This is a genomic window from Bacillus sp. FSL R5-0523 (assembly GCF_037975295.1).
In the GTDB taxonomy this organism is placed as follows: Bacteria; Bacillota; Bacilli; order Bacillales; family Bacillaceae; genus Bacillus; species Bacillus subtilis.
On record NZ_CP150251.1, the window covers coordinates 1,509,977 to 1,531,215 of the forward strand.

The 21,239-nt window shown below is 41.8% G+C and carries 22 protein-coding genes; 13 read left to right on the forward strand and 9 right to left on the reverse strand.

All coding sequences use genetic code 11. The features are described from left to right. Window positions 1–11 precede the first annotated feature (11 nt). The 3 genes from NYE53_RS07865 to mreBH all read right to left on the reverse strand — a co-directional run bounded on the left by NYE53_RS07865 (window position 12) and on the right by mreBH (window position 2,595). Window positions 12–1,244, reverse strand: coding sequence for an aminopeptidase (locus NYE53_RS07865; RefSeq protein WP_339248065.1), 1,233 nt, complete (start codon window positions 1,242–1,244; stop codon window positions 12–14). 108 nt (window positions 1,245–1,352) lie between these two features. Beyond that, entirely contained in the window at window positions 1,353–1,487 is a 135-nt protein-coding gene (locus tag NYE53_RS07870; protein ID WP_003238865.1) for a protein YkpC, read from the reverse strand. A gap of 100 nt (window positions 1,488–1,587) precedes the next feature. Further along, window positions 1,588–2,595, reverse strand: a complete 1,008-nt coding sequence (mreBH, locus tag NYE53_RS07875; protein ID WP_003245743.1) for a cell shape-determining protein MreBH — start codon at window positions 2,593–2,595, stop codon at window positions 1,588–1,590. Window positions 2,596–2,878: 283 nt separating this feature from the next. Between mreBH and abhA the strand changes: the two genes are divergently transcribed. The 5 genes from abhA to ade all read left to right on the forward strand — a co-directional run bounded on the left by abhA (window position 2,879) and on the right by ade (window position 8,093). Beyond that, window positions 2,879–3,157 (forward strand): transcriptional regulator AbhA, encoded by a 279-nt coding sequence (abhA, locus tag NYE53_RS07880; protein ID WP_003244728.1) that lies wholly within the window; start codon window positions 2,879–2,881, stop codon window positions 3,155–3,157. Between the two features lie 189 nt (window positions 3,158–3,346). Continuing rightward, a complete protein-coding gene (gene kinC, locus NYE53_RS07885; protein WP_123373521.1) occupies window positions 3,347–4,633 on the forward strand; it encodes a two-component sensor histidine kinase KinC in 1,287 nt (428 codons plus the stop codon). A 15-nt stretch (window positions 4,634–4,648) separates the two neighbouring features. Next, on the forward strand, window positions 4,649–5,476 hold the full coding sequence (locus tag NYE53_RS07890) for a gamma-glutamylcyclotransferase (RefSeq protein ID WP_339248068.1): 828 nt from the start codon (window positions 4,649–4,651) through the stop codon (window positions 5,474–5,476). Window positions 5,477–5,538: 62 nt separating this feature from the next. Continuing rightward, the gene (gene ktrC, locus NYE53_RS07895; protein ID WP_003222311.1) at window positions 5,539–6,204 is read left to right on the forward strand and encodes a Ktr system potassium transporter KtrC; all 666 of its coding nucleotides are present in this window, start codon (window positions 5,539–5,541) and stop codon (window positions 6,202–6,204) included. A 155-nt stretch (window positions 6,205–6,359) separates the two neighbouring features. Further along, the gene (gene ade / locus NYE53_RS07900; RefSeq protein WP_339248071.1) at window positions 6,360–8,093 is read left to right on the forward strand and encodes an adenine deaminase; all 1,734 of its coding nucleotides are present in this window, start codon (window positions 6,360–6,362) and stop codon (window positions 8,091–8,093) included. Window positions 8,094–8,126: 33 nt separating this feature from the next. Here the strand turns inward: ade and rnjA are convergent, their stop codons facing one another. Both rnjA and rnpZA read right to left on the reverse strand, forming a co-directional pair. Continuing rightward, entirely contained in the window at window positions 8,127–9,794 is a 1,668-nt protein-coding gene (gene rnjA, locus NYE53_RS07905; protein WP_003245660.1) for a ribonuclease J1, read from the reverse strand. A gap of 5 nt (window positions 9,795–9,799) precedes the next feature. Further along, entirely contained in the window at window positions 9,800–10,009 is a 210-nt protein-coding gene (gene rnpZA / locus NYE53_RS07910; RefSeq protein WP_003222303.1) for an RNA polymerase subunit omega 1, read from the reverse strand. Window positions 10,010–10,394: 385 nt separating this feature from the next. On the opposite strand from rnpZA, the gene NYE53_RS07915 reads away from it, so the two are divergent. Further along, window positions 10,395–11,168 (forward strand): Cof-type HAD-IIB family hydrolase, encoded by a 774-nt coding sequence (locus NYE53_RS07915; protein ID WP_339248074.1) that lies wholly within the window; start codon window positions 10,395–10,397, stop codon window positions 11,166–11,168. Between the two features lie 35 nt (window positions 11,169–11,203). On the opposite strand, the gene def is transcribed toward NYE53_RS07915, so the two are convergent. Continuing rightward, window positions 11,204–11,758 carry a peptide deformylase gene (gene def, locus NYE53_RS07920; protein ID WP_003245474.1) on the reverse strand — a complete coding sequence of 185 codons (555 nt, stop codon included), beginning with the start codon at window positions 11,756–11,758 and terminating at the stop codon, window positions 11,204–11,206. A gap of 109 nt (window positions 11,759–11,867) precedes the next feature. Then, a complete protein-coding gene (locus tag NYE53_RS07925; RefSeq protein ID WP_014476697.1) occupies window positions 11,868–12,026 on the reverse strand; it encodes a YjcZ family sporulation protein in 159 nt (52 codons plus the stop codon). Between the two features lie 213 nt (window positions 12,027–12,239). On the opposite strand from NYE53_RS07925, the gene NYE53_RS07930 reads away from it, so the two are divergent. The 5 genes from NYE53_RS07930 to lpdA all read left to right on the forward strand — a co-directional run bounded on the left by NYE53_RS07930 (window position 12,240) and on the right by lpdA (window position 18,291). Next, window positions 12,240–12,911, forward strand: coding sequence for a YkyA family protein (locus tag NYE53_RS07930; RefSeq protein WP_339248077.1), 672 nt, complete (start codon window positions 12,240–12,242; stop codon window positions 12,909–12,911). A 423-nt stretch (window positions 12,912–13,334) separates the two neighbouring features. Continuing rightward, window positions 13,335–14,450, forward strand: coding sequence for a pyruvate dehydrogenase (acetyl-transferring) E1 component subunit alpha (gene pdhA / locus NYE53_RS07935; RefSeq protein WP_003222294.1), 1,116 nt, complete (start codon window positions 13,335–13,337; stop codon window positions 14,448–14,450). 3 nt (window positions 14,451–14,453) lie between these two features. Next, window positions 14,454–15,431 (forward strand): pyruvate dehydrogenase complex E1 component subunit beta, encoded by a 978-nt coding sequence (pdhB, locus tag NYE53_RS07940; protein WP_014113660.1) that lies wholly within the window; start codon window positions 14,454–14,456, stop codon window positions 15,429–15,431. Window positions 15,432–15,545: 114 nt separating this feature from the next. After that, complete coding sequence (pdhC, locus tag NYE53_RS07945; RefSeq protein ID WP_003232311.1) at window positions 15,546–16,874, forward strand: pyruvate dehydrogenase complex dihydrolipoyllysine-residue acetyltransferase; 1,329 nt, start codon at window positions 15,546–15,548, stop codon at window positions 16,872–16,874. Window positions 16,875–16,878: 4 nt separating this feature from the next. Then, window positions 16,879–18,291, forward strand: coding sequence for a dihydrolipoyl dehydrogenase (lpdA, locus tag NYE53_RS07950; protein WP_003232309.1), 1,413 nt, complete (start codon window positions 16,879–16,881; stop codon window positions 18,289–18,291). 44 nt (window positions 18,292–18,335) lie between these two features. Here lpdA and slp read toward each other — a convergent pair whose 3' ends face one another. Then, window positions 18,336–18,710 (reverse strand): peptidoglycan-associated lipoprotein Slp, encoded by a 375-nt coding sequence (slp, locus tag NYE53_RS07955; protein WP_003245672.1) that lies wholly within the window; start codon window positions 18,708–18,710, stop codon window positions 18,336–18,338. 418 nt (window positions 18,711–19,128) lie between these two features. Between slp and NYE53_RS07960 the strand changes: the two genes are divergently transcribed. After that, window positions 19,129–19,248 carry a GapA-binding peptide SR1P gene (locus NYE53_RS07960; protein ID WP_003232305.1) on the forward strand — a complete coding sequence of 40 codons (120 nt, stop codon included), beginning with the start codon at window positions 19,129–19,131 and terminating at the stop codon, window positions 19,246–19,248. Window positions 19,249–19,286: 38 nt separating this feature from the next. On the opposite strand, the gene speA is transcribed toward NYE53_RS07960, so the two are convergent. Continuing rightward, window positions 19,287–20,759, reverse strand: a complete 1,473-nt coding sequence (gene speA, locus NYE53_RS07965) for an arginine decarboxylase (protein WP_014479695.1) — start codon at window positions 20,757–20,759, stop codon at window positions 19,287–19,289. Between the two features lie 184 nt (window positions 20,760–20,943). On the opposite strand from speA, the gene NYE53_RS07970 reads away from it, so the two are divergent. Next, a complete protein-coding gene (locus NYE53_RS07970; protein WP_339248080.1) occupies window positions 20,944–21,210 on the forward strand; it encodes a UPF0223 family protein in 267 nt (88 codons plus the stop codon). The last annotated feature ends 29 nt before the right edge of the window (window positions 21,211–21,239 follow it).

Here is a 21,239-nt window from a genome sequence, read left to right on the forward strand (position 1 = left end):
CTTTTATTTACTTAAAAAGCCCAATTTCCGTTTCTGAAGATAGGCTCTCTTTTCCCGTCTGCCGTAATTCCGTCAATATTCATATCCTTAGAACCAATCATAAAGTCCACGTGTGTAATGCTTTCATTTAGGCCTTCTTTGACAAGCTCTTCACGAGACATCTGCTTTCCGCCTTCAATATTAAAGGCATAGGCGCTTCCGATCGCCAAATGATTTGACGCGTTTTCATCAAACAGCGTGTTATAGAAAAGAATGTTTGATTGTGATATAGGCGAATTGTAAGGAACAAGTGCCACTTCACCTAAATAGTGAGAACCTTCATCTGTTTCCACCAGTTCTTTTAAAATATCCTCACCTTTTTCAGCTTTAATGTCGACTATACGACCATTTTCAAACGTCAGGGTGAAATTTTCAATAATATTTCCGCCGTAGCTTAATGGTTTTGTGCTTGATACCACTCCGTCAACCCCGTCTTTTTGCGGCAGCGTGAACACTTCTTCTGTCGGCATATTGGCCATAAATTCATGGCCGCTTTCATTCACGCTTCCCGCACCTGCCCAAACATGCTTCCTAGGCAGCTTAATTGTTAAATCAGTTCCTTCAGCTTGATAATGTAAGGCAGCGTAATGTCTTTCGTTCAAATGGTCAACTTTTTCATGAAGATTTTGGTCATGATTGATCCACGCCTGAACCGGGTTGTCTTCATTTACGCGCGTCGCTTTAAAAATTTCTTCCCACAGAAGGTGGATCGCTTCCTCCTCTGATTTGCCAGGAAACACCTTGTGAGCCCAGCCTGCTGATGCCGCACCTACGACAGTCCAGCTGACTTTGTCTGATTGAATATATTGTCTGTATGTATGTAATGCTTTGCCTGCTGCTTTTTGGAATGCCGCAATCCGTTTGGAATCTATACCTTTTAGCAAGTCTGGGTTTGACGACACAACAGAAATGAAAGCAGCTCCATTTTTGGCAAGCTCTTCTCTGCCTTTTGCTTCCCATTCAGGATATTCTTCAAATGCTTCAAACGGCGCAAGTTCGTATTTTAATTTGGCGACTTCGTCATCCTGCCAATTCACGGTGACGTTTTTTGCGCCCTTTTCATATGCGTGTTTTACAATTAAACGGACAAAATCCCGAACGTCTGTTGAAGCATTTACGACTACATACTGGCCTTTTTGGACATTAACGCCGACTTCTACCGCCAGCTGTGCATATGTATTTAATTTCTGTGAAAATGAATCCATGAATCATTCCTCCAAGCTTTTTTCTCATCATATCAAATATGATCCTATAAAGGAAAGAAGGAGCCCAAAGTGAAAAACCCAAAACGACACGTCTTGGGTTTTTCAATATTATGGATGATTCAGTTTTACAGTGCCGCCTGCAGGCGAATGAGGCATATTTGCCAAAGAAATGCTCATGCCTCCAAGAATAATTCCGCTTAAAATGGCTGCGATCGCTACTCTTCTTCCTAAATCTCTTAGCATCTGTTTCCTCCTTAACGTTTCTCCATTTCCCACAATATGAAGGAAGTGAGGAAAAAAGAAGCAAGAAATTTGCCGCGTGTGAGAATTTTGCGGGGAAAGACTATTTAATTGCCTTTTGCAGCTTATCAATCACTTCTAAAGAACGACCTGTGCCGATTGCCACAGATTCAAGCGGGTTTTGCGCCACGTGTACAGGCACGACAATCTCTTCTGTGAGCCATTCTTTAATTCCATTAAGGAGCGCGCCGCCGCCTGTTAAAATAACGCCGCGATCAACAATATCTCCGCTCAATTCAGGCGGACAGTCCTCAAGTGTCGCTCTGATGGCTTCAAGAATATGCAGGAGGGATTCACGCATTGCATCTTGAATTTCGTTGGATTGAAGCATAATGGTTTTTGGAAGACCTGTCACGAGGTCACGTCCCCGAATTTCCATTGCCTCTGGTATATGTTCAATCAGGGCATGGCCAATTTCCATTTTTACCTGCTCAGCTGTGCGTTCGCCGATTAGCAAATTGTATTTTTTACGGACGAAAGAAACGATATCCTCATCAAGCTGGTCTCCGCCGATCCTGATAGAATGGCAGGAAACAACGCCACCGAAGGAAATAATAGCGACCTCTGTCGTCCCTCCGCCGATATCTACTACCACATTGGCAACCGGCTCATCAACCGGTAAATCCGCTCCGATGGCGGCTGCAACTGGCTCTTCGATTAAATGAACGTTTTTCGCGCCGCAATTTTTCACCGCATCACTGATGGCGCGGCGTTCTACTGCTGTTGAGCCTGAAGGTGTGCAAACGACTACGTTCGGTTTTCTGAACGACATGCCGATGCTTTTTGCGGCTTTTTTCATAATGTGCTTTAGCAGATCAGTTGTCATATCATAGTCTGCGATCACGCCATCTTTCATCGGTCTGACAGCGACAATTTTTCCCGGTGTTTTACCGATCATGTTTTTCGCATCAGCTCCGATTGCAAGCACTGCTTTTGTCGTCGTATCCACTGCGACAACAGATGGTTCATTTAGGATAATCCCTTTATTTTTGCTGTAAACAAGTATATTAGCTGTTCCTAAGTCAATCCCGATTTCAGTTGATTGAAACATGTTTTCACCCAATCTCTATCCTAATTTAATATGATTCTACATTTAAAGTTTCTCAGAAATACTGCGATTTTTGGGGGTGTGCGTCGGTAAAGAAATGTTTTTGTAAAAAATCAAGGAACTGTGTAACAGAAGTAATACATTTTTCGGTTTTATGGAAAAAATATCTTGTAATTCTTATAGAAAGCGGGAAACTTTTTCAAAGTTTCATTCGTCTACGATATATTGAGGTACATCCTTAAAACATTACATGAGAAAAGAAACATTTAAAGGAAGAAGGGTTTTTATGAAATCAATAGGTGTTGTGAGAAAAGTAGATGAATTAGGCCGCATTGTCATGCCGATTGAGTTGAGACGGGCATTGGATATTGCCATAAAAGACAGCATTGAGTTTTTTGTTGACGGAGATAAAATTATCTTGAAAAAGTACAAACCTCATGGCGTTTGTTTAATGACTGGAGAAATCACTTCAGAAAATAAAGAATACGGCAACGGTAAAATTACGCTAAGCCCTGAGGGTGCACAGCTGCTTCTCGAAGAAATTCAAGCCGCTTTAAAAGAATAAAATTATGCTAAAAAAGGCGGAGTGATATCACCTCCGCCTTTTTTGCGTGCCAATTTTTGATTACCGCCGCCTAAGATATGACATCAAGATATTTGGTAATGAATGATTTGGGATACTTTACATATTTTACTCAATTATTTGTCGAAGAATGGTACAATAAGTAGAGAAACACAAGCGGCAGGTGGTCATATGAGAAAATATCAAGCTCGTATCATTTCCATCATTTTGGCAATGATTTTTATAATGTTTTGGGATTATTTATTTTATTTTATAGGCAAAAACCCGATTAATTGGCCTGTTGATATTGTGTATACTGCAGTCACGCTGGTAAGTGTCTGGATGCTGGCTTATTATATTGATGAGAAACAGCAGCTGGTTAAGAAAATGAAGGATAACGAATGGAAGTATAAACAGCTTTCTGAAGAAAAAAACCGCATCATGGATAATTTGCAGGAAATCGTATTTCAAACGAATGCAAAAGGCGAAATTACATATTTAAACCAAGCGTGGGCATCAATAACCGGCTTTTCAATCAGTGAATGTATGGGAACAATGTATAACGATTACTTCATAAAAGAAAAGCACGTAGCCGACCACATTAACACCCAAATCCAAAACAAAGCGTCTTCTGGCATGTTTACGGCAAAATACGTGACAAAAAACGGCACGATTTTTTGGGGAGAAGTTCATTATAAACTTTACTATGACCGGAATGACCAATTTACAGGCAGCCTGGGTACAATGTCAGATATCACTGAGCGGAAAGAGGCTGAAGATGAGCTCATTGAGATTAATGAACGGCTGGCGAGGGAATCCCAGAAACTATCAATCACAAGTGAACTTGCCGCAGGTATTGCTCATGAGGTCAGAAACCCTTTAACATCTGTCAGCGGTTTCCTCCAGATTATGAAAACACAATATCCGGACAGAAAAGACTATTTTGACATCATCTTTTCAGAGATTAAAAGAATCGATTTAGTGCTCAGCGAGCTGCTGCTGCTTGCAAAACCGCAGGCAATCACATTTAAAACACACCAGCTTAATGAGATCTTGAAACAAGTCACGACATTGCTTGATACCAATGCAATTCTGTCCAATATCGTCATAGAGAAAAATTTCAAAGAGACAGATGGCTGTATGATTAATGGAGACGAAAATCAGCTGAAGCAGGTCTTTATCAACATCATTAAAAACGGAATTGAGGCAATGCCAAAGGGCGGTGTCGTAACCATTTCAACTGCTAAAACCGCCTCTCATGCAGTGATAAGCGTAAAGGATGAAGGAAACGGCATGCCGCAGGAAAAGCTGAAGCAGATTGGCAAACCTTTTTATTCAACAAAAGAAAAGGGCACTGGACTGGGACTTCCCATTTGTTTGAGAATCCTGAAGGAACATGACGGGGAATTGAAAATCGAAAGTGAAGCTGGAAAAGGCAGCGTCTTTCAAGTGGTTTTGCCTTTAAAATCAGACAGCTGAGAGGAGAAAAATAAAGTGAACTCGCTTCTGTTTGTATACGGGACATTAAGAAAGCATGAAAAAAACCATCATTTGCTGGCACAATCGGCATGTATCAATGAGCAGGCGAGAACAAAGGGAAGTTTGTTTGCTGCAAAAGAGGGGCCCACAGCTGTTTTAAATGGTGAAGGCTATATATACGGCGAAGTATATGAAGCAGATGAATTGTGTATACATAAGCTCGATCAATTTTTTCAAGGATATCATAAACAAACGGTGTTTGTAGAAACGGATGTCGGGATTAAAAATGCGCTTGTTTATTTTATGAACAAAGAAGGGTGTGCCGGTTTTACGAAAATAAGCAGCGGCGACTGGAAAGAACATCAGATGATCAGCAAATCGAAAAATCCCATTTATTATTTTGCCTATGGATCATGCATGGATCATGCCCGCTTTCAAAAAGCGGGAGTCGATCACTATTTTCAAGATCCAGAAGGAAGAGCTGTTTTAAAAGGATACACAACCCGCTTCACGCTAAAAAGGGAAGACGGTTCAAGAGCGGACATGTTGGAAGACGGAGGAACAACAGAAGGCGTTTTATACCGTATCCCTTATTCTGCTCTCTCCTATCTATATAAAAGGGAGGGCGTCGAATCTCTTACGTATCGGCCGGCATTTGTAGACGTTGAAGCTGGCGGAAGGCACTACAAAGACTGCTTAACCTTTCTCGTCCTCCAAAAAGAAGCGGAAATTGCCCCGCCTCAGCACTATCAGATTGAAATCGAACGCGGAGCGGAGCTGTATTTGTCGCCTGAGTTTACTGAAAAGCTCAAGCGGCATATGAATTCGCTGCCAAAAGGATAACACTGTAACAAAAGAATATGATAAAATTTGATCAATATTATGTCATATAAAGGAGCACCACGATGAAAAAAGAATTTGCGGTAATTGGGCTGGGCCGTTTTGGTGGCAGTATTTGCAAAGCATTAAGCGAAGAAGGCGTCGAGGTTATGGCAATGGATATCGATGAAGATAAAGTCAACGAGTATGCCAAGATTGCATCTCACGCAGTTATCGGTGATTCGACAGACGAATCTGTCCTGAAAAATTTAGGCCTGCGAAATTTTGACCACGTTATTGTAGCAATCGGGGAAAATATTCAAGCGAGTATTTTAACGACACTCATTCTGAAAGAACTTGGCGTCCATACAATTACAGTTAAAGCGCAGAACGATTATCACGAAAAAGTGCTGTCTAAAATTGGCGCGGATCACATCGTCCACCCGGAACGCGATATGGCAAAACGAATTGCGCATAATATCGTATCCAACAATGTACTTGACTATTTGGAGCTGTCTGAAGAGCATAGTCTTGTTGAAATCGTAGCTAACAGCCGCCTGGCTGGAAATACACTTCTCGATTTAGATATTCGCGCAAAATACGGTATTAATATCGTAGCCATAAAAAGGGGCAAGGAAGTCATCGTATCACCGCTTGCAACCGAAGTCATCCACCAAGAAGATATACTCATTGTTATTGGATCAGTTACAGACATCTCCCGTTTTGAAAAAAGAGTTCTTCATACTAAATAGCAGTCAAATAAGCCGTCCTCAAAGGGCGGTTTTTCATATTATCAGAATATAACAACTTTAATGAACTGAGCGCCAATTTCTTAAAATTTCATTGACTAAGCACAGGCGTTCCGATAGCATATTGTACCATATAATAAAAAAGAGGAGGGGCCTATTTGAATAAAGAAGCGCTAGTCAATAGGCTGAATGCTTCAGCCAAAAGACAAAAAGCTGATATCGTCATTAGGAACGGAAAAATCATGGACGTATATAATCAAGAATGGATATATGAAGATATTGCGATTACAGATGGAGTTATTGTAGGCCTCGGTGAGTATGAAGGCGAAAATATTATTGATGCAGAGGGACAAATGATTGTTCCGGGTTTTATTGATGGACATGTACATATTGAGTCATCAATGGTTACACCGATTGAGTTCGCTAAAGCAGTGTTGCCTCATGGCGTGACGACGGTTGTTACAGATCCGCATGAGATCGCAAATGTGTCTGGTGAAAAAGGGATTGTGTTTATGATTGAACAAGCTCGGCATACACCGCTGAATATCCATTTTATGCTTCCTTCCAGTGTGCCTGCCGCAAGTTTTGAGCGATCAGGCGCAATTCTCAAAGCTGCCGATCTCAAGCCTTTTTATGAAGAAGAAGAAGTATTAGGGCTGGCTGAAGTTATGGATTATGTGTCGGTTCAGCAGGCTGAAGAAGACATGGTTCAGAAACTGCTCGATGCCCGTGTGGCAGGAAAAAGGATAGACGGTCATTTAGCTGGTTTATCAACAGACCTCATTAACATTTACAGAACCGCCTTTGTCTTAAACGACCATGAAGTAACATCGAAGGAAGAAGCCCTTGATCGAATCAGAAGGGGCATGTATGTCATGATGCGTGAAGGATCAGTCGCCAAAAACACGCTCAATGTGCTGCCGGCGGTGAATGAAAAGAACGCACGCCGGTTCTTTTTTTGTACGGATGATAAGCATGTGGATGATTTATTGTCAGAGGGAAGTGTAAACCATCAGGTAAAAATGGCGATTCAAGCTGGACTTGATCCGTTTTTAGCCTATCAATTAGGAAGCCTCAATGCGGCCGAATGCTACGGATTAGATACAAAGGGAGCGATTGCCCCGGGTTTTGACGCTGATTTGCTCTTTGTATCTGATCTGGAAAATGTCACTGTCACAATGACGATGGTAAAAGGGCAGACTGTTGCTGAAGACAGCAAAGCGGTCTATCAGGATCATGCTTCAACTGCAGCACCAGATCAGGCACTGCTTGATTCTGTTAAGCTTGCTGCTCCTCTTAACAAACAGGATTTTCATATGCCAATCGATTCAGAGCAGCAAATCAATGTCATTCAAATCATACCAAATCAGCTTGAAACACGATTAGTACAAGTTCCGGCTCCTGATGCCCGCGAATTTGAGCCAGACACTGGGCTTGATTTGTTAAAGATAGCAGTTGTTGAGCGGCATAAAGGATTAAAAGAAACCGGACTTGGTGTTGTGAAAGGTTTTGGATTCAAGAGCGGAGCGATTGCCACAACCATTTCACACGACTCCCATAATATTATTGCCGTCGGAACGAATGATGAGGATATCGCGGCGGCAGTTAATAAGCTGCAGGAAATTGGCGGAGGATTAACGATTATAAAAAATGGGGAAGAGCTCCATTCAGTACCGCTGCCGATTGCAGGGTTATTATCCGACCAATCTGCAGAACAAGTGAATCAAAGCTTGCTGACGCTGCATGATAAATTGCCGTTAATCGGTTTCACAGGCGGATTTAATCCATTTTTGACATTGTCGTTTTTAGCGTTGCCTGTCATTCCTGATATTAAAATGACGACAACGGGCTTATTCGATGTAAAATCATTTCAACACATATCACTGCAATAAAAAGAGGCACTCCCTAAGGGAGTGCCTCTTTTTTTAAACCTCCATAATGATCGGCAGGATCATTGGACGGCGCTTTGTTTTTTCGTACAAGAAAGGTGCAAGCGTGTCTGTAATCTCGTTTTTGATTTCAGACCATTGAGTCGTTTTTCGTTCCATTACTTTTTGTAAGTGATTTGAAATGAGCTCTTGAGCGTCGTTGATCAAGTCACCAGATTCTCTCATGTACACAAATCCTCTGGAAATCAAATCAGGACCCGCTGAAATCTTGAAGTCGTCCATGTCAATGCTGACAACAACGATGACAAGTCCTTCTTCAGAGAGAATTCTGCGATCACGAAGTACGATATTGCCAATATCACCGATACCGCTTCCGTCAATGTACACTGAACCGGACGGGATTTTTCCTGCAACTGAAGCCTCATCGCCTTTAAGCGCTAATACTTCACCATTATCCATGATAAAGCAGTTTTCCTCTGGGATGCCACAATCTGTTGCAAGCTTGACATGCATCTTTTGCATTCTGTACTCACCGTGAATCGGCATGAAGAATTTAGGCTTGATTAAACGAAGCATCAGCTTCTGTTCTTCCTGTCCGCCGTGACCGGATGTATGGATATCGTTAAGAGGGCCGTGAATAACCTCAGCACCCGCACGATACAGCTGGTTGATTGTTCGACTCACGCTGATTGTGTTGCCTGGGATAGGGGATGAAGAAAATACGACTGTATCCCCAGGATTGATTGAAATTTGGCGGTGTGTCCCGTTTGCAATTCTTGATAACGCCGCCATTGGTTCCCCTTGGCTTCCTGTACATAAAATTGTTACTTTATTAGCAGGCATACGATTGATTTCGTTATGCTCAATAAACGTATTTTTAGGACAGTTAATATAACCGAGTGTCTGTCCAATTTCGATAGCCGATTCCATACTGCGTCCAAATACGGCAACTTTTCTTCCATTTTGTACAGCAGCTTCAATTACCTGCTGCAAGCGGTGAATATTCGACGCAAATGTAGCGAAGATAATTCGGCCGTCCACCTTGCGGAAAATGTCATGAATGCTTTCTCCTACACGGCGCTCAGACATGGTAAACTCCGGATTTTCACTGTTTGTGCTGTCTGAAAGAAGGCACAAAACGCCTTCTTTACCGATTTCGGCCATTTTCGTTAAGTTTGCCGGCTCGCCGACTGGAGTAAAGTCGAATTTAAAATCCCCAGTATGTACGATGTTTCCGGGCGGCGTTTTTACAACAATGCCGTAGGAATCCGGAATACTGTGTGTTGTTCTGAAGAATGACACAGCCGTTTTGCGGAACTTTACAATATCATCCTCACCGATAATGTTCAGTTTTGTCTGTCTTAATAATCCATGCTCTTCAAGTTTATTCCGAAGTAAGCCGATCGCGAGTTTTCCGCCGTATACAGGAATATTCACTTGTCTGAGCAGGTATGGAATACCGCCGATGTGGTCTTCGTGCCCGTGGGTGATAAAAAGCCCTTTAATTTTATCTTCGTTTTTGACTAAATACGTATAATCAGGGATGACGTAGTCAATTCCGAGCAGTTCGTCCTCGGGAAACTTGATCCCCGCATCAATCAGTACAATTTCATCCTGGAATTGCACCGCGTACGTATTTTTACCGATTTCGCCCAAACCTCCGAGGGCGAAAACAGCAGTCTGATCATTTTTTACAAATTTCATACCGCTCATAACTCCAATACTTTAAAATTTTCGCTCTGTTGTTCATATTCTAAGAATGCACCATCAACAGGTGTAATAAACTCAATATTAAATTTCTTTTCTTTCAGCTTTGTTCTGACGTCACGCTCAGATACGCCTTCAATATAAAGTGAATCTGTCTTTTCCCGAACAGGTACTTCGTCAGCCTTCTCTTGATAAAATACCTTATAAATCATTCCAAATCTCTCCTTAAATGCCGTATGTTAGACTCGCTCATTCTATTATATTCGAAAACGGAATATAAGGAAAGCCTTGAGCAAAATAAGGATCTCTCAAAAAGTGAAAGATCCCTTGTCAGGCAATTGCTTTCTTGCGGAGCATTCCGTTCCATTGTCTTCTGAGTTTTTTTCTTAATTTACGCAGCATTAGCCAGTTCCTCCTTTATTAAAATATTTGTCCCAGAGTTCTTTTATACAAATAGTATACGGAGATTGAGGAAGACTTTTCGTGGTTATTAATGGAATTTAATATGATTTTTGAACGAAATAGTTTGCTGAATGACAATCTTTTTGTATGATGAGGGTGGGAATTGCAGACCAAGACGATAAAGGGGAAGTTGCGATGGATTCAAAATTAATCTTTTTTGATATTGACGGCACAATATATGATCATGATAAGAATATACCGGAAAGTACGAGAAAAACCGTGGCGGAGCTGCAGCGCCAAGGGCATCATGTGTTTATTGCCAGCGGTCGGTCTCCATTTTTGGTTAAGCCGATTTTGGAGGAGCTGGGCATCCACTCATTTATTTCCTACAATGGACAGTTTGTTGTCTTTGAAAATCAAGTGATTTATAAAAATCCGCTGCCTGAAGATGCAATCAGACGATTATTAAAGCAGGCGGATGAAGGCAAGCATCCTGTTGTGTTTTTGGCCGAGGACACGATGAAAGCGACTGTTGCGGATCACCCTCATGTACTCGAGGGAATCGGCAGCCTTAAAACCGATTACCCAGAGACCGATGACCTTTTTTATGAAGGAAAAGAAATTTTTCAGCTTCTTTTATTTTGTGAGGATGAAGAAGAAAAAGCTTATGCCGCTTTTCCTGAGTTTGATCTAGTTCGCTGGCATGAGCTATCGACTGATGTTCTGCCGCACGGAGGTTCGAAGGCAGAAGGAATCAAAAAAGTGATTGAGCGTCTTCCGTTTGATATCGGCGATACATATGCTTTCGGCGACGGATTAAATGATCTGCAAATGATTGAATATGTAGGGACAGGCGTTGCTATGGGAAATGCTGTTCCCGAACTGAAAGAAATCGCGGACTTTGTAACAAAGCCGGTGGACGAGGATGGAATTGCATACGCTGTCAAAGAATTGGGCCTTTTAAAATAAAGAAACGGCTGGCATTGTGCCAGCCGTTTTTTCTTTTAGCGCTCAATTGCGATTGCATTTTCAGGTTCTTTGAAAGGATTTTCCTTATCAATATGATCATAGAACATAACGCCGTTCAAATGATCGATCTCATGCTGAAACACAATAGCCGGAAATCCTTTTAAACGAATATCAATATTTTCGCCTTCTAGTGTTGTTCCTTTTACTCTGATGCGAGCATAGCGGGGAACATAACCGGGAATCGCTTCATCTACAGAGAGGCAGCCCTCGCCGCTTGTTAAGTAGCTTTTTTCAACTGAATGGCTCACGATCTTAGGATTAAACAGAGCATAGCTGTATAATTTACCGGAAGCATCTTCCGCATGAACGGCGATCATTCGTTTTTTGATATTAATTTGAGGAGCTGCGAGCCCTACGCCAGGGCGCAGCTTGTATTTTTCGGCTAATTCCGGATTTTGGCTGTTTTTAACAAATTCGATCATGTCGGCCAGCTGCTGTTTTTCTGCATCAGTTGGAGGCAGCTCAACAGGTTCGGCAGTCTCTCTAAGGGCTGGATGGCCGTCACGTACGATGTTTTCCATAGTAATCAAGAAACTTCACTCCTAAAGCTTAATATGTAAATTATATCGGATTTCTTCACAAAGGTGCAACGAAACGAATGACCAGCCGTATATGGCTGGTCAATTTCATGCTGTGTGGTTAGCAACAGCCTCCGCCTAAATAAGCAGCTCCGACAATGATTAACAGAATGAATAAAACAACGATTAGCGCAAAGGTGCGACCGTAGCCATATCCGTAGCCACCATATCCGTAACCACCATAACTGCAGCAGCCTCCGCCGTAACCATATCCATACATATTACATAACCTCCTCTTTTAATTACGCCAGAGCCTTTATAAGTAGGCATAGCGTCTAATATAACCTATGTAAAAACAAAAAAGTTGTATGGTCATCTGTCCTGATTTTTCACTTTTTTGATTTAATTTCAGTATTGCATTAATACAGCACGGCTATTGCCAAATGTCCCCATGGATTCTATAGTAGAAATTGTCAAGATTGGGGGATTTAACGTGAAAGACGCAATAAAACGGCGGCCTGGAATGAAGATCGGAGCTTTTTGTGCCATGGCACTGATATTAACAGGATGCATGGGACAGGACCCGGTTGATTCACTTCATCATTCATTAGAAAAAGCCGCGGAATCGGAAAAGCCGTTTCAAGAAGAACAAAAAACACTCAAAGAATTAGAGGCCAAAGAAAATCAGCTTTACGATAGTGTTATGAAGCTCAATATGGATGATTATAAAAAAATTGTTGCTTTATCTGATGAGGCGCTTGAAAATGTCAGCAAGCGCGAAGAACACCTAAAGCTTGAAAATGAAAGCATGAAAAAATCGGAAACGGAATTTGAGGAAGCAAAAACGTCAGCGGAACATATTAAGGAAAAAGACATAAAAGAAAAGGCCGATGCCGCAGCAAACCATATGGAGAAAAGATATACATCATATGGCACCATGTATAAAGAGTATAAAAAAGCGCTTGAGCTTAATAAAAAACTGTATATGCAGCTGAAAGACAAAGATTTGACAAGAGATGATCTGGATCAGCAGATCGATAAAGTCAATGCTTCTTATGAAAAGATCCTTAAATATAGCGGAGAATTTAATGAACAAACCGAAAAATATAATAAAGCCCGGGAAGATTTATATGATGCTGCAGGCTATCGTGTGAAAAAGAGCTGACTCGATCAGCTCTTTTTTTGAATGAAATGCGATTCGGATTTCGTTCAAAATTTTCATTTCTATTGTAGTACAGCATAGTAAGGTATACTAGTACAGTTTTGGGTGCGGTTGGCATCTGTTTTTTTGTTGAAAATGTAAAGCGAATACATTTATTGAAAATCAGCGATGAAAACGATTGACGGTTCTTCTTTATTTGGTGTAAACTAATCCATGTTAAGCGGTGTTGTATTAGTTTTTTACAACTTCGAAATAATACAGTTCAAAGCAGAGTGTAACTATCCTACATAAAAGGTTTTGGCAAACTGGGGATCGGCTAAAATATAATACGACTTACTGCTGATACTTTAGGGTACCCTAAGTTTGTATGTATAAAAGGAATGCACGTCTAATGACTGTTTAAAAGAAAGGAAGAGGTGACTTAGTATGGCTGCAAAAACGAAAAAAGCTATCGTTGACAGTAAGAAGCAATTTGATGCCATTAAAAAGCAGTTCGAAACGTTCCAAATTTTAAATGAAAAGGGAGAAGTCGTGAATGAAGCGGCGATGCCTGATTTAACTGATGATCAATTAAAAGAGCTAATGCGCCGCATGGTATTTACGCGTGTGCTTGACCAACGCTCTATCTCATTAAACCGTCAAGGACGTCTCGGATTTTACGCTCCTACTGCGGGTCAAGAAGCTTCTCAGATTGCAACGCATTTCGCGCTTGAAAAAGAAGACTTTGTTCTTCCTGGATACCGTGATGTGCCTCAGTTAATTTGGCACGGCCTTCCATTATATCAAGCGTTTCTTTTCTCTCGCGGACATTTCAGAGGAAACCAAATGCCTGATGATGTGAATGCCCTTTCTCCACAAATCATTATCGGTGCTCAATACATTCAAACTGCCGGTGTTGCGCTAGGTCTTAAAAAACGCGGTAAGAAAGCTGTCGCAATCACTTACACTGGTGACGGCGGAGCTTCTCAAGGGGACTTCTACGAAGGAATTAACTTTGCCGGAGCTTATAAAGCACCTGCAATCTTCGTGGTGCAAAACAACCGTTACGCGATTTCAACTCCTGTTGAAAAACAATCTGCAGCTGAAACAATTGCACAAAAAGCTGTAGCTGCCGGTATTGTCGGCGTACAAGTAGACGGAATGGATCCGCTTGCTGTATACGCAGCAACTGCTGAAGCACGCGAGCGCGCAATCAACGGCGAAGGTCCAACACTAATTGAAACACTTACATTCCGTTATGGCCCGCATACAATGGCTGGTGACGATCCTACTAAATATCGTACAAAAGAAATCGAAAATGAGTGGGAACAAAAAGATCCGCTTGTACGTTTCCGTGCGTTCCTTGAAAACAAAGGCTTATGGTCTGAAGAAGAAGAAGCAAAAGTAATTGAGGATGCGAAAGAAGAAATTAAGCAAGCGATCAAAAAAGCTGATGCTGAACCGAAGCAAAAAGTAACTGATTTAATGAAAATCATGTACGAAAAAATGCCTCACAACCTTGAGGAGCAATTTGAAATTTATACACAGAAGGAGTCGAAGTAAGCCATGGCGCAAATGACAATGATTCAAGCAATCACGGATGCGTTACGCACAGAACTGAAAAATGACGAAAATGTCTTAGTTTTCGGAGAAGACGTTGGTGTAAACGGCGGCGTATTCCGTGCGACAGAAGGATTGCAAAAAGAATTCGGTGAAGACCGTGTGTTTGACACGCCACTTGCTGAATCTGGTATCGGCGGTCTTGCCCTTGGTTTAGGCTTAAACGGCTTCCGTCCGGTAATGGAAATCCAATTCTTCGGATTTGTTTATGAAGTAATGGATTCAGTTTCTGGCCAAATGGCTCGTATGCGCTACCGTTCTGGCGGACGCTGGACTTCACCTGTAACAATTCGTTCTCCATTCGGCGGCGGTGTTCATACTCCTGAACTTCACGCTGACAGCTTGGAAGGTCTTGTTGCACAACAGCCTGGTATCAAAGTTGTGATTCCATCAACTCCTTACGATGCCAAAGGACTTTTAATTTCTGCGATCAGAGACAATGATCCTGTTGTCTTCTTAGAGCATATGAAGCTTTACCGTTCTTTCCGTCAGGAAGTTCCTGAAGAAGAATACACAATTGAGCTTGGAAAAGCTGACGTGAAACGTGAAGGTACTGATCTTTCAATCATTACTTACGGCGCAATGGTTCATGAATCATTAAAAGCTGCTGAGGAGCTTGAAAAAGACGGCATTTCTGCTGAAGTTGTCGACCTTCGTACAGTAAGCCCACTTGATATCGATACAATTATCGCTTCTGTAGAAAAAACAGGACGCGCGATTGTCGTTCAAGAGGCACAAAAACAAGCCGGTATTGCTGCAAACGTAGTAGCAGAAATTAATGACCGTGCGATCCTGAGCTTGGAAGCACCTGTACTTCGCGTGGCTGCGCCAGATACAGTATTTCCTTTCTCTCAAGCGGAGAGCGTATGGCTTCCAAACCATAAAGACGTTCTTGAAACAGCAAGAAAAGTGCTTGAATTTTAATCAAACTGCATAATCGAGAGGGAAGCTGAACGTTTTCCCTCTATTATATATCTGTTTTCAATGCTTACGATGTAAACTTTAAAATTGCTTAATCAAACTAGGAGGTCGAGAACTGTGGCATTTGAATTTAAACTTCCAGATATCGGGGAAGGTATCCACGAAGGCGAAATCGTAAAATGGTTTGTCAAGCCTAACGACGAGGTAGACGAAGATGATGTACTGGCTGAAGTCCAAAATGATAAAGCAGTAGTAGAAATTCCTTCACCTGTTAAAGGAAAAGTATTAGAATTAAAAGTTGAAGAGGGAACGGTTGCAACTGTTGGACAAACGATTATTACGTTTGATGCACCTGGTTACGAAGATCTTCAATTTAAAGGCAGCGACGAGTCTGACGATGCGAAAACTGAAGCACAAGTTCAGTCAACTGCAGAAGCTGGACAAGACGTTGCGAAAGAAGAGCAAGCTCAAGAGCCTGCAAAAGCTACTGGCGCAGGACAGCAGGATCAAGCTGAAGTTGACCCGAACAAACGCGTGATCGCTATGCCTTCCGTACGTAAATATGCTCGTGAAAAAGGCGTAGACATCCGTAAGGTTACTGGTTCAGGCAACAACGGACGTGTTGTAAAAGAAGATATCGACAGCTTTGTAAACGGAGGAGCGCAAGAAGCTGCACCGCAAGAAACAGCTGCACCACAAGAAACAGCTGCTAAACCGGCTGCTGCACCAGCTCCAGAGGGCGAATTCCCAGAAACACGCGAAAAAATGAGCGGTATCCGTAAAGCAATTGCAAAAGCGATGGTTAACTCTAAACACACTGCTCCTCACGTAACGTTAATGGACGAAGTGGACGTAACAAACCTTGTTGCACATCGTAAACAGTTCAAACAAGTTGCTGCTGATCAAGGAATCAAGCTGACTTACTTGCCTTACGTTGTAAAAGCTCTTACATCTGCACTGAAAAAATTCCCTGTTTTAAACACGTCAATTGACGATAAAACAGATGAAGTCATCCAAAAACATTACTTCAACATCGGTATCGCTGCTGACACTGAAAAAGGCTTGCTTGTACCGGTTGTGAAAAATGCAGATCGTAAATCTGTCTTTGAAATTTCTGATGAGATCAATGGCCTTGCAACAAAAGCTCGTGAAGGCAAGCTTGCTCCAGCTGAAATGAAAGGCGCATCTTGCACAATTACAAACATCGGTTCTGCCGGCGGACAATGGTTCACTCCGGTTATCAACCATCCAGAAGTTGCGATTCTTGGTATCGGACGCATTGCAGAAAAAGCGATTGTTCGTGATGGCGAAATCGTAGCAGCTCCAGTCTTAGCTCTTTCTCTCAGCTTCGACCACCGTATGATCGACGGAGCAACTGCGCAAAATGCATTAAATCACATCAAGCGTTTACTGAACGATCCACAATTAATTTTAATGGAGGCGTAATGTTATGGTAGTAGGAGATTTCCCTATTGAAACAGATACTCTTGTAATTGGTGCGGGACCTGGCGGCTATGTAGCTGCCATCCGCGCTGCACAGCTTGGACAAAAAGTAACAGTCGTTGAAAAAGCAACTCTTGGAGGCGTTTGTCTGAACGTTGGATGTATCCCTTCAAAAGCGCTGATCAATGCAGGTCACCGTTATGAGAATGCAAAACATTCTGATGACATGGGAATCACTGCTGAGAATGTAACAGTTGATTTCACAAAAGTTCAAGAATGGAAAGCTTCTGTTGTCAACAAGCTTACTGGCGGTGTAGCAGGTCTTCTTAAAGGCAACAAAGTAGATGTTGTAAAAGGTGAAGCTTACTTTGTAGACAGCAATTCAGTTCGTGTTATGGATGAGAACTCTGCTCAAACATACACGTTCAAAAATGCAATCATCGCTACTGGATCTCGTCCTATCGAATTGCCAAACTTCAAATATAGTGAGCGTGTCCTGAATTCAACTGGCGCTTTGGCTCTTAAAGAAATTCCTAAAAAGCTCGTTGTTATCGGCGGCGGATACATCGGAACTGAACTTGGAACTGCGTATGCTAACTTCGGTACTGAACTTGTTATTCTTGAAGGCGGAGATGAAATTCTTCCTGGCTTCGAAAAACAAATGAGTTCTCTTGTTACACGCAGACTGAAGAAAAAAGGCAACGTTGAAATCCATACAAACGCGATGGCTAAAGGCGTTGAAGAAAGACCAGACGGCGTAACAGTTACTTTCGAAGTAAAAGGCGAAGAAAAAACTGTTGATGCTGATTACGTATTGATTACAGTAGGACGCCGTCCAAACACTGATGAGCTTGGTCTTGAGCAAGTCGGTATCGAAATGACGGACCGCGGTATCGTGAAAACTGACAAACAGTGCCGCACAAACGTACCTAACATTTATGCAATCGGTGATATCATCGAAGGACCGCCGCTTGCTCATAAAGCATCTTACGAAGGTAAAATCGCTGCAGAAGCTATCGCTGGAGAGCCTGCAGAAATCGATTACCTTGGTATTCCTGCGGTTGTTTTCTCTGAGCCTGAACTTGCATCAGTTGGTTACACTGAAGCACAGGCGAAAGAAGAAGGTCTTGACATTGTGGCTGCTAAATTCCCATTTGCAGCAAACGGCCGCGCGCTTTCTCTTAACGAAACAGACGGCTTCATGAAGCTGATCACTCGTAAAGAGGACGGTCTTGTGATCGGTGCGCAAATCGCCGGAGCAAGTGCTTCTGATATGATTTCTGAATTAAGCTTAGCGATTGAAGGCGGCATGACTGCTGAAGATATCGCAATGACAATTCACGCTCACCCAACATTGGGCGAAATCACAATGGAAGCTGCTGAAGTGGCAATCGGAAGTCCGATTCACATCGTAAAATAATTTTCATATCAAAAACAGCCCCGCTTTGAGCGAGGGCTGTTTTTTTATTTTGACAGCACATGCTGTAATGGTTTAATGATGTCTTCTTTCTTTTTCACACATCCCTCGATTTTCACCACGACATGGCGCTGATCAACAACCATAAGGGTAGGGACAGTTTCAATCTCATCTTCCCAGCCTTCTTTTTTATCATAGACCTTCATTTTATCTATTTGCTCGGGATAATCTTTTTCTAAATCAAGCAGTGCATCGTAATAAGGCGCTTCCTGGTCTATTTGGTTCTCATCAGAAAAAAACAGGATTTGTGTATGATGAATGTTGTCAATCCGGCTTTTTTTCATCGGATTGATGGTGGAAAGCGTACAGCCCGATAAAGCAAATACTATTATCAGCATGGGGAATACCGCGCGATATCGCATCTATCTTCTCCTCTGTATAAACAGTAGTAAACTAGCTTTAGTTTATCACGAGAGGCGGCTTAATCTGCTTCTTGTTACCTAATTGTTATATAATTGAAACCGTTTTTAAAGTGAGATTACATATTATATCAATCGTTTAAAATAGCAACCTGGGGTATATTGAATTTTTTGCTGCATTCTTGGATGAAAGTTCAAGAAAACGTGAAATTACATCATGTGCTGTGGCATATATATCGAGTAAAGCTTCTGTATGAAGAAGATAGTGTATGATGAAAAATGGAAAAACAAGGTGAATATGATGAGATGAAATAAAATGTGTTATACAGTTTGTTGTTGACATTTTAAATGTGACATATTAATATAATAACAACAAAAGAAATTAAGCGTTTTCAAATTTCAAAGAAATGGGGAATAAGAGATGGGTACGATTGTTTGCCAAGATTGCAACGAAGCCATTCATTACTTTGAAGATGAGAAAGTGACAACATTATACGGAACATGCTGCGGACAATGTCAATGTCCTGTTGATGAAGAGTAAAAAAAGCATGCGGCTTTAAGCCGCATGCTTTTTATTTTTTATTGAATTGCTTTTTGTTCTTTGATGACCCGGATCATATGTAAAGTCGAGTCCTCAGGTCCTTGAACAGGGAGGCCTGCGTCAAGGTTTTTAAAAATGTAGCTGATGTTTTCTTCTGTAATAATTTCTCCTGGGATGAAGATTGGAATACCAGGCGGATATACCATGACAAATTCAGCAATAATCCGTCCGGATGCTTCTTTTAATGGGATGACTTCCGTATTTGCATAGAAAGCATCACGCGGAGTCATTGCCAATAAAGGTATTTCTGGAAGCAGAACCTCAGTTTGCTGATGTGTTACATCTTGTTCTGACATTTGCTGTGCGATCTCAGTTAAAGCCTCTACAAGCCGGTCTGCATCATTTTGGCTGTCACCAGGAGTGAAAATACACAAAATATTGTACAGATCAGAAAGCTCAACCTCAATATTAAAGGATTCACGAAGCCATTTTTCCACGTCATGTCCTGTCAGGCCAAGACTTTTCACAGAAATAATCAATTTTGTCGGATCATAGCTGTAAGCTGCTTTCGAACCAAGAATCTCAGAACCGACACAATAAATGCCTTCAATCTGGTTGAGGCGATCTCTCGTCTGATTGGCAAGCTTTAGTGTTTCCTCAGCAAGCTGGTGGCCTTCTGTTGCAAGGCGTTTTCTGGCAACATCCAAAGAAGCAAGAAGCAAGTAAGAAGTTGACGTAGTTGTCAGCATGCTCAGGATGGATTGCACTCTGTCTTTTGATACAAGGCCCTCTCTCATGTTTAAAATCGAACTTTGCGTGAGTGATCCGCCCAGCTTGTGTACACTTGTCGCTGCTATGTCCGCTCCTGCCTGCATAGCCGATAGCGGCAATTCGTCGTGAAAATGAATGTGAACGCCGTGTGCTTCATCCACAAGCACTGGCACATCAAACGAATGAGCGAGTTCTACGATGCTTTTTAAGTCGGCTGCAACACCGAAATATGTCGGGTTGATGACGAGAAGCCCTTTTGCATCCGGATGTTCGGTAAGCGCCCGTTTAGCAGATTCAAGTGTAATGCCGTGGGAGATGCCCAATTCATTGTCAATTTCAGGATGAATAAAAATTGGAACCGCTCCGGAAAATACAATAGCTGTCATAATTGATTTATGAACATTTCTTGGAATAATAATTTTATCGCCAGGTCCGCAAACAGCCATTACCATTGTCATGATGGCGCCGCTTGTTCCTTGAACAGAAAAAAATGTATGATCCGCTCCAAATGCTTCAGCGGCCAGATCTTGTGCTTGTTTAATAATGCCTTTTGGCGCGTGCAGATCGTCTAATGGTTCAATATTAATCAAATCTATGCTTAACGCGTTTTCACCGATAAATTGTCTGAATTCTGGGTCCATTCCTGCCCCTTTTTTATGGCCGGGAATGTGGAATTGAACAGGCTGTCTGCTTGCATGCTTTTTCAGTCCTGTGTATAAGGGTGTTTCATGTTGCGACAATTGTTTTCCCACCTTTGTAATCATACCTATGCATAATAGTGTGTATTAAAATCAGTTTCTCAACCGTTTTTTAGACGTAAAACAAATGAATTATATTATGAACTTGAAAGAATGTAAAGAACAATTTATGATCAAATGAAGATGCTTTCTCTTAAGGGAAGTAAATCTATAAGGAGTGAAGAAAATGGAGTATCAATATCCGATGAATGAAGATTGGACAACCGAAGAAGCAGTGGATGTGATTGCATTTTTCCAGCAGGTTGAGCTTGCATATGAAAAAGGGGCGGATCGTGAAGAACTGCTTAAAGCTTACCGCCGTTTCAAAGAAATTGTACCGGGGAAGGCCGAGGAAAAAAAGATATGCGACGAGTTTGAGGAACAAAGTACATATTCTCCTTATCGCACGGTCAAACAGGCGAAAGAATCTGATCACGCGAAGATTAAGATGTAAGAAAAAGAGCCGGGGGGTATCCCGGCTCT

Excerpts from the sequence above, each read along its gene's own strand:
- NYE53_RS07865 (WP_339248065.1), bottom strand. The coding sequence starts at position 1,244 with ATGGATTCATTTTCACAGAAATTAAATACATATGCACAGCTGGCGGTA.
- NYE53_RS07870 (WP_003238865.1), bottom strand. The coding sequence starts at position 1,487 with ATGCTAAGAGATTTAGGAAGAAGAGTAGCGATCGCAGCCATTTTAAGC.
- mreBH (WP_003245743.1), bottom strand. The coding sequence starts at position 2,595 with ATGTTTCAATCAACTGAAATCGGGATTGACTTAGGAACAGCTAATATA.
- abhA (WP_003244728.1), top strand. The coding sequence starts at position 2,879 with ATGAAATCAATAGGTGTTGTGAGAAAAGTAGATGAATTAGGCCGCATT.
- kinC (WP_123373521.1), top strand. The coding sequence starts at position 3,347 with ATGAGAAAATATCAAGCTCGTATCATTTCCATCATTTTGGCAATGATT.
- ktrC (WP_003222311.1), top strand. The coding sequence starts at position 5,539 with ATGAAAAAAGAATTTGCGGTAATTGGGCTGGGCCGTTTTGGTGGCAGT.
- rnjA (WP_003245660.1), bottom strand. The coding sequence starts at position 9,794 with ATGAAATTTGTAAAAAATGATCAGACTGCTGTTTTCGCCCTCGGAGGT.
- rnpZA (WP_003222303.1), bottom strand. The coding sequence starts at position 10,009 with ATGATTTATAAGGTATTTTATCAAGAGAAGGCTGACGAAGTACCTGTT.
- NYE53_RS07915 (WP_339248074.1), top strand. The coding sequence starts at position 10,395 with ATGGATTCAAAATTAATCTTTTTTGATATTGACGGCACAATATATGAT.
- NYE53_RS07925 (WP_014476697.1), bottom strand. The coding sequence starts at position 12,026 with ATGTATGGATATGGTTACGGCGGAGGCTGCTGCAGTTATGGTGGTTAC.
- pdhA (WP_003222294.1), top strand. The coding sequence starts at position 13,335 with ATGGCTGCAAAAACGAAAAAAGCTATCGTTGACAGTAAGAAGCAATTT.
- pdhB (WP_014113660.1), top strand. The coding sequence starts at position 14,454 with ATGGCGCAAATGACAATGATTCAAGCAATCACGGATGCGTTACGCACA.
- lpdA (WP_003232309.1), top strand. The coding sequence starts at position 16,879 with ATGGTAGTAGGAGATTTCCCTATTGAAACAGATACTCTTGTAATTGGT.
- slp (WP_003245672.1), bottom strand. The coding sequence starts at position 18,710 with ATGCGATATCGCGCGGTATTCCCCATGCTGATAATAGTATTTGCTTTA.
- NYE53_RS07960 (WP_003232305.1), top strand. The coding sequence starts at position 19,129 with ATGGGTACGATTGTTTGCCAAGATTGCAACGAAGCCATTCATTACTTT.
- NYE53_RS07970 (WP_339248080.1), top strand. The coding sequence starts at position 20,944 with ATGGAGTATCAATATCCGATGAATGAAGATTGGACAACCGAAGAAGCA.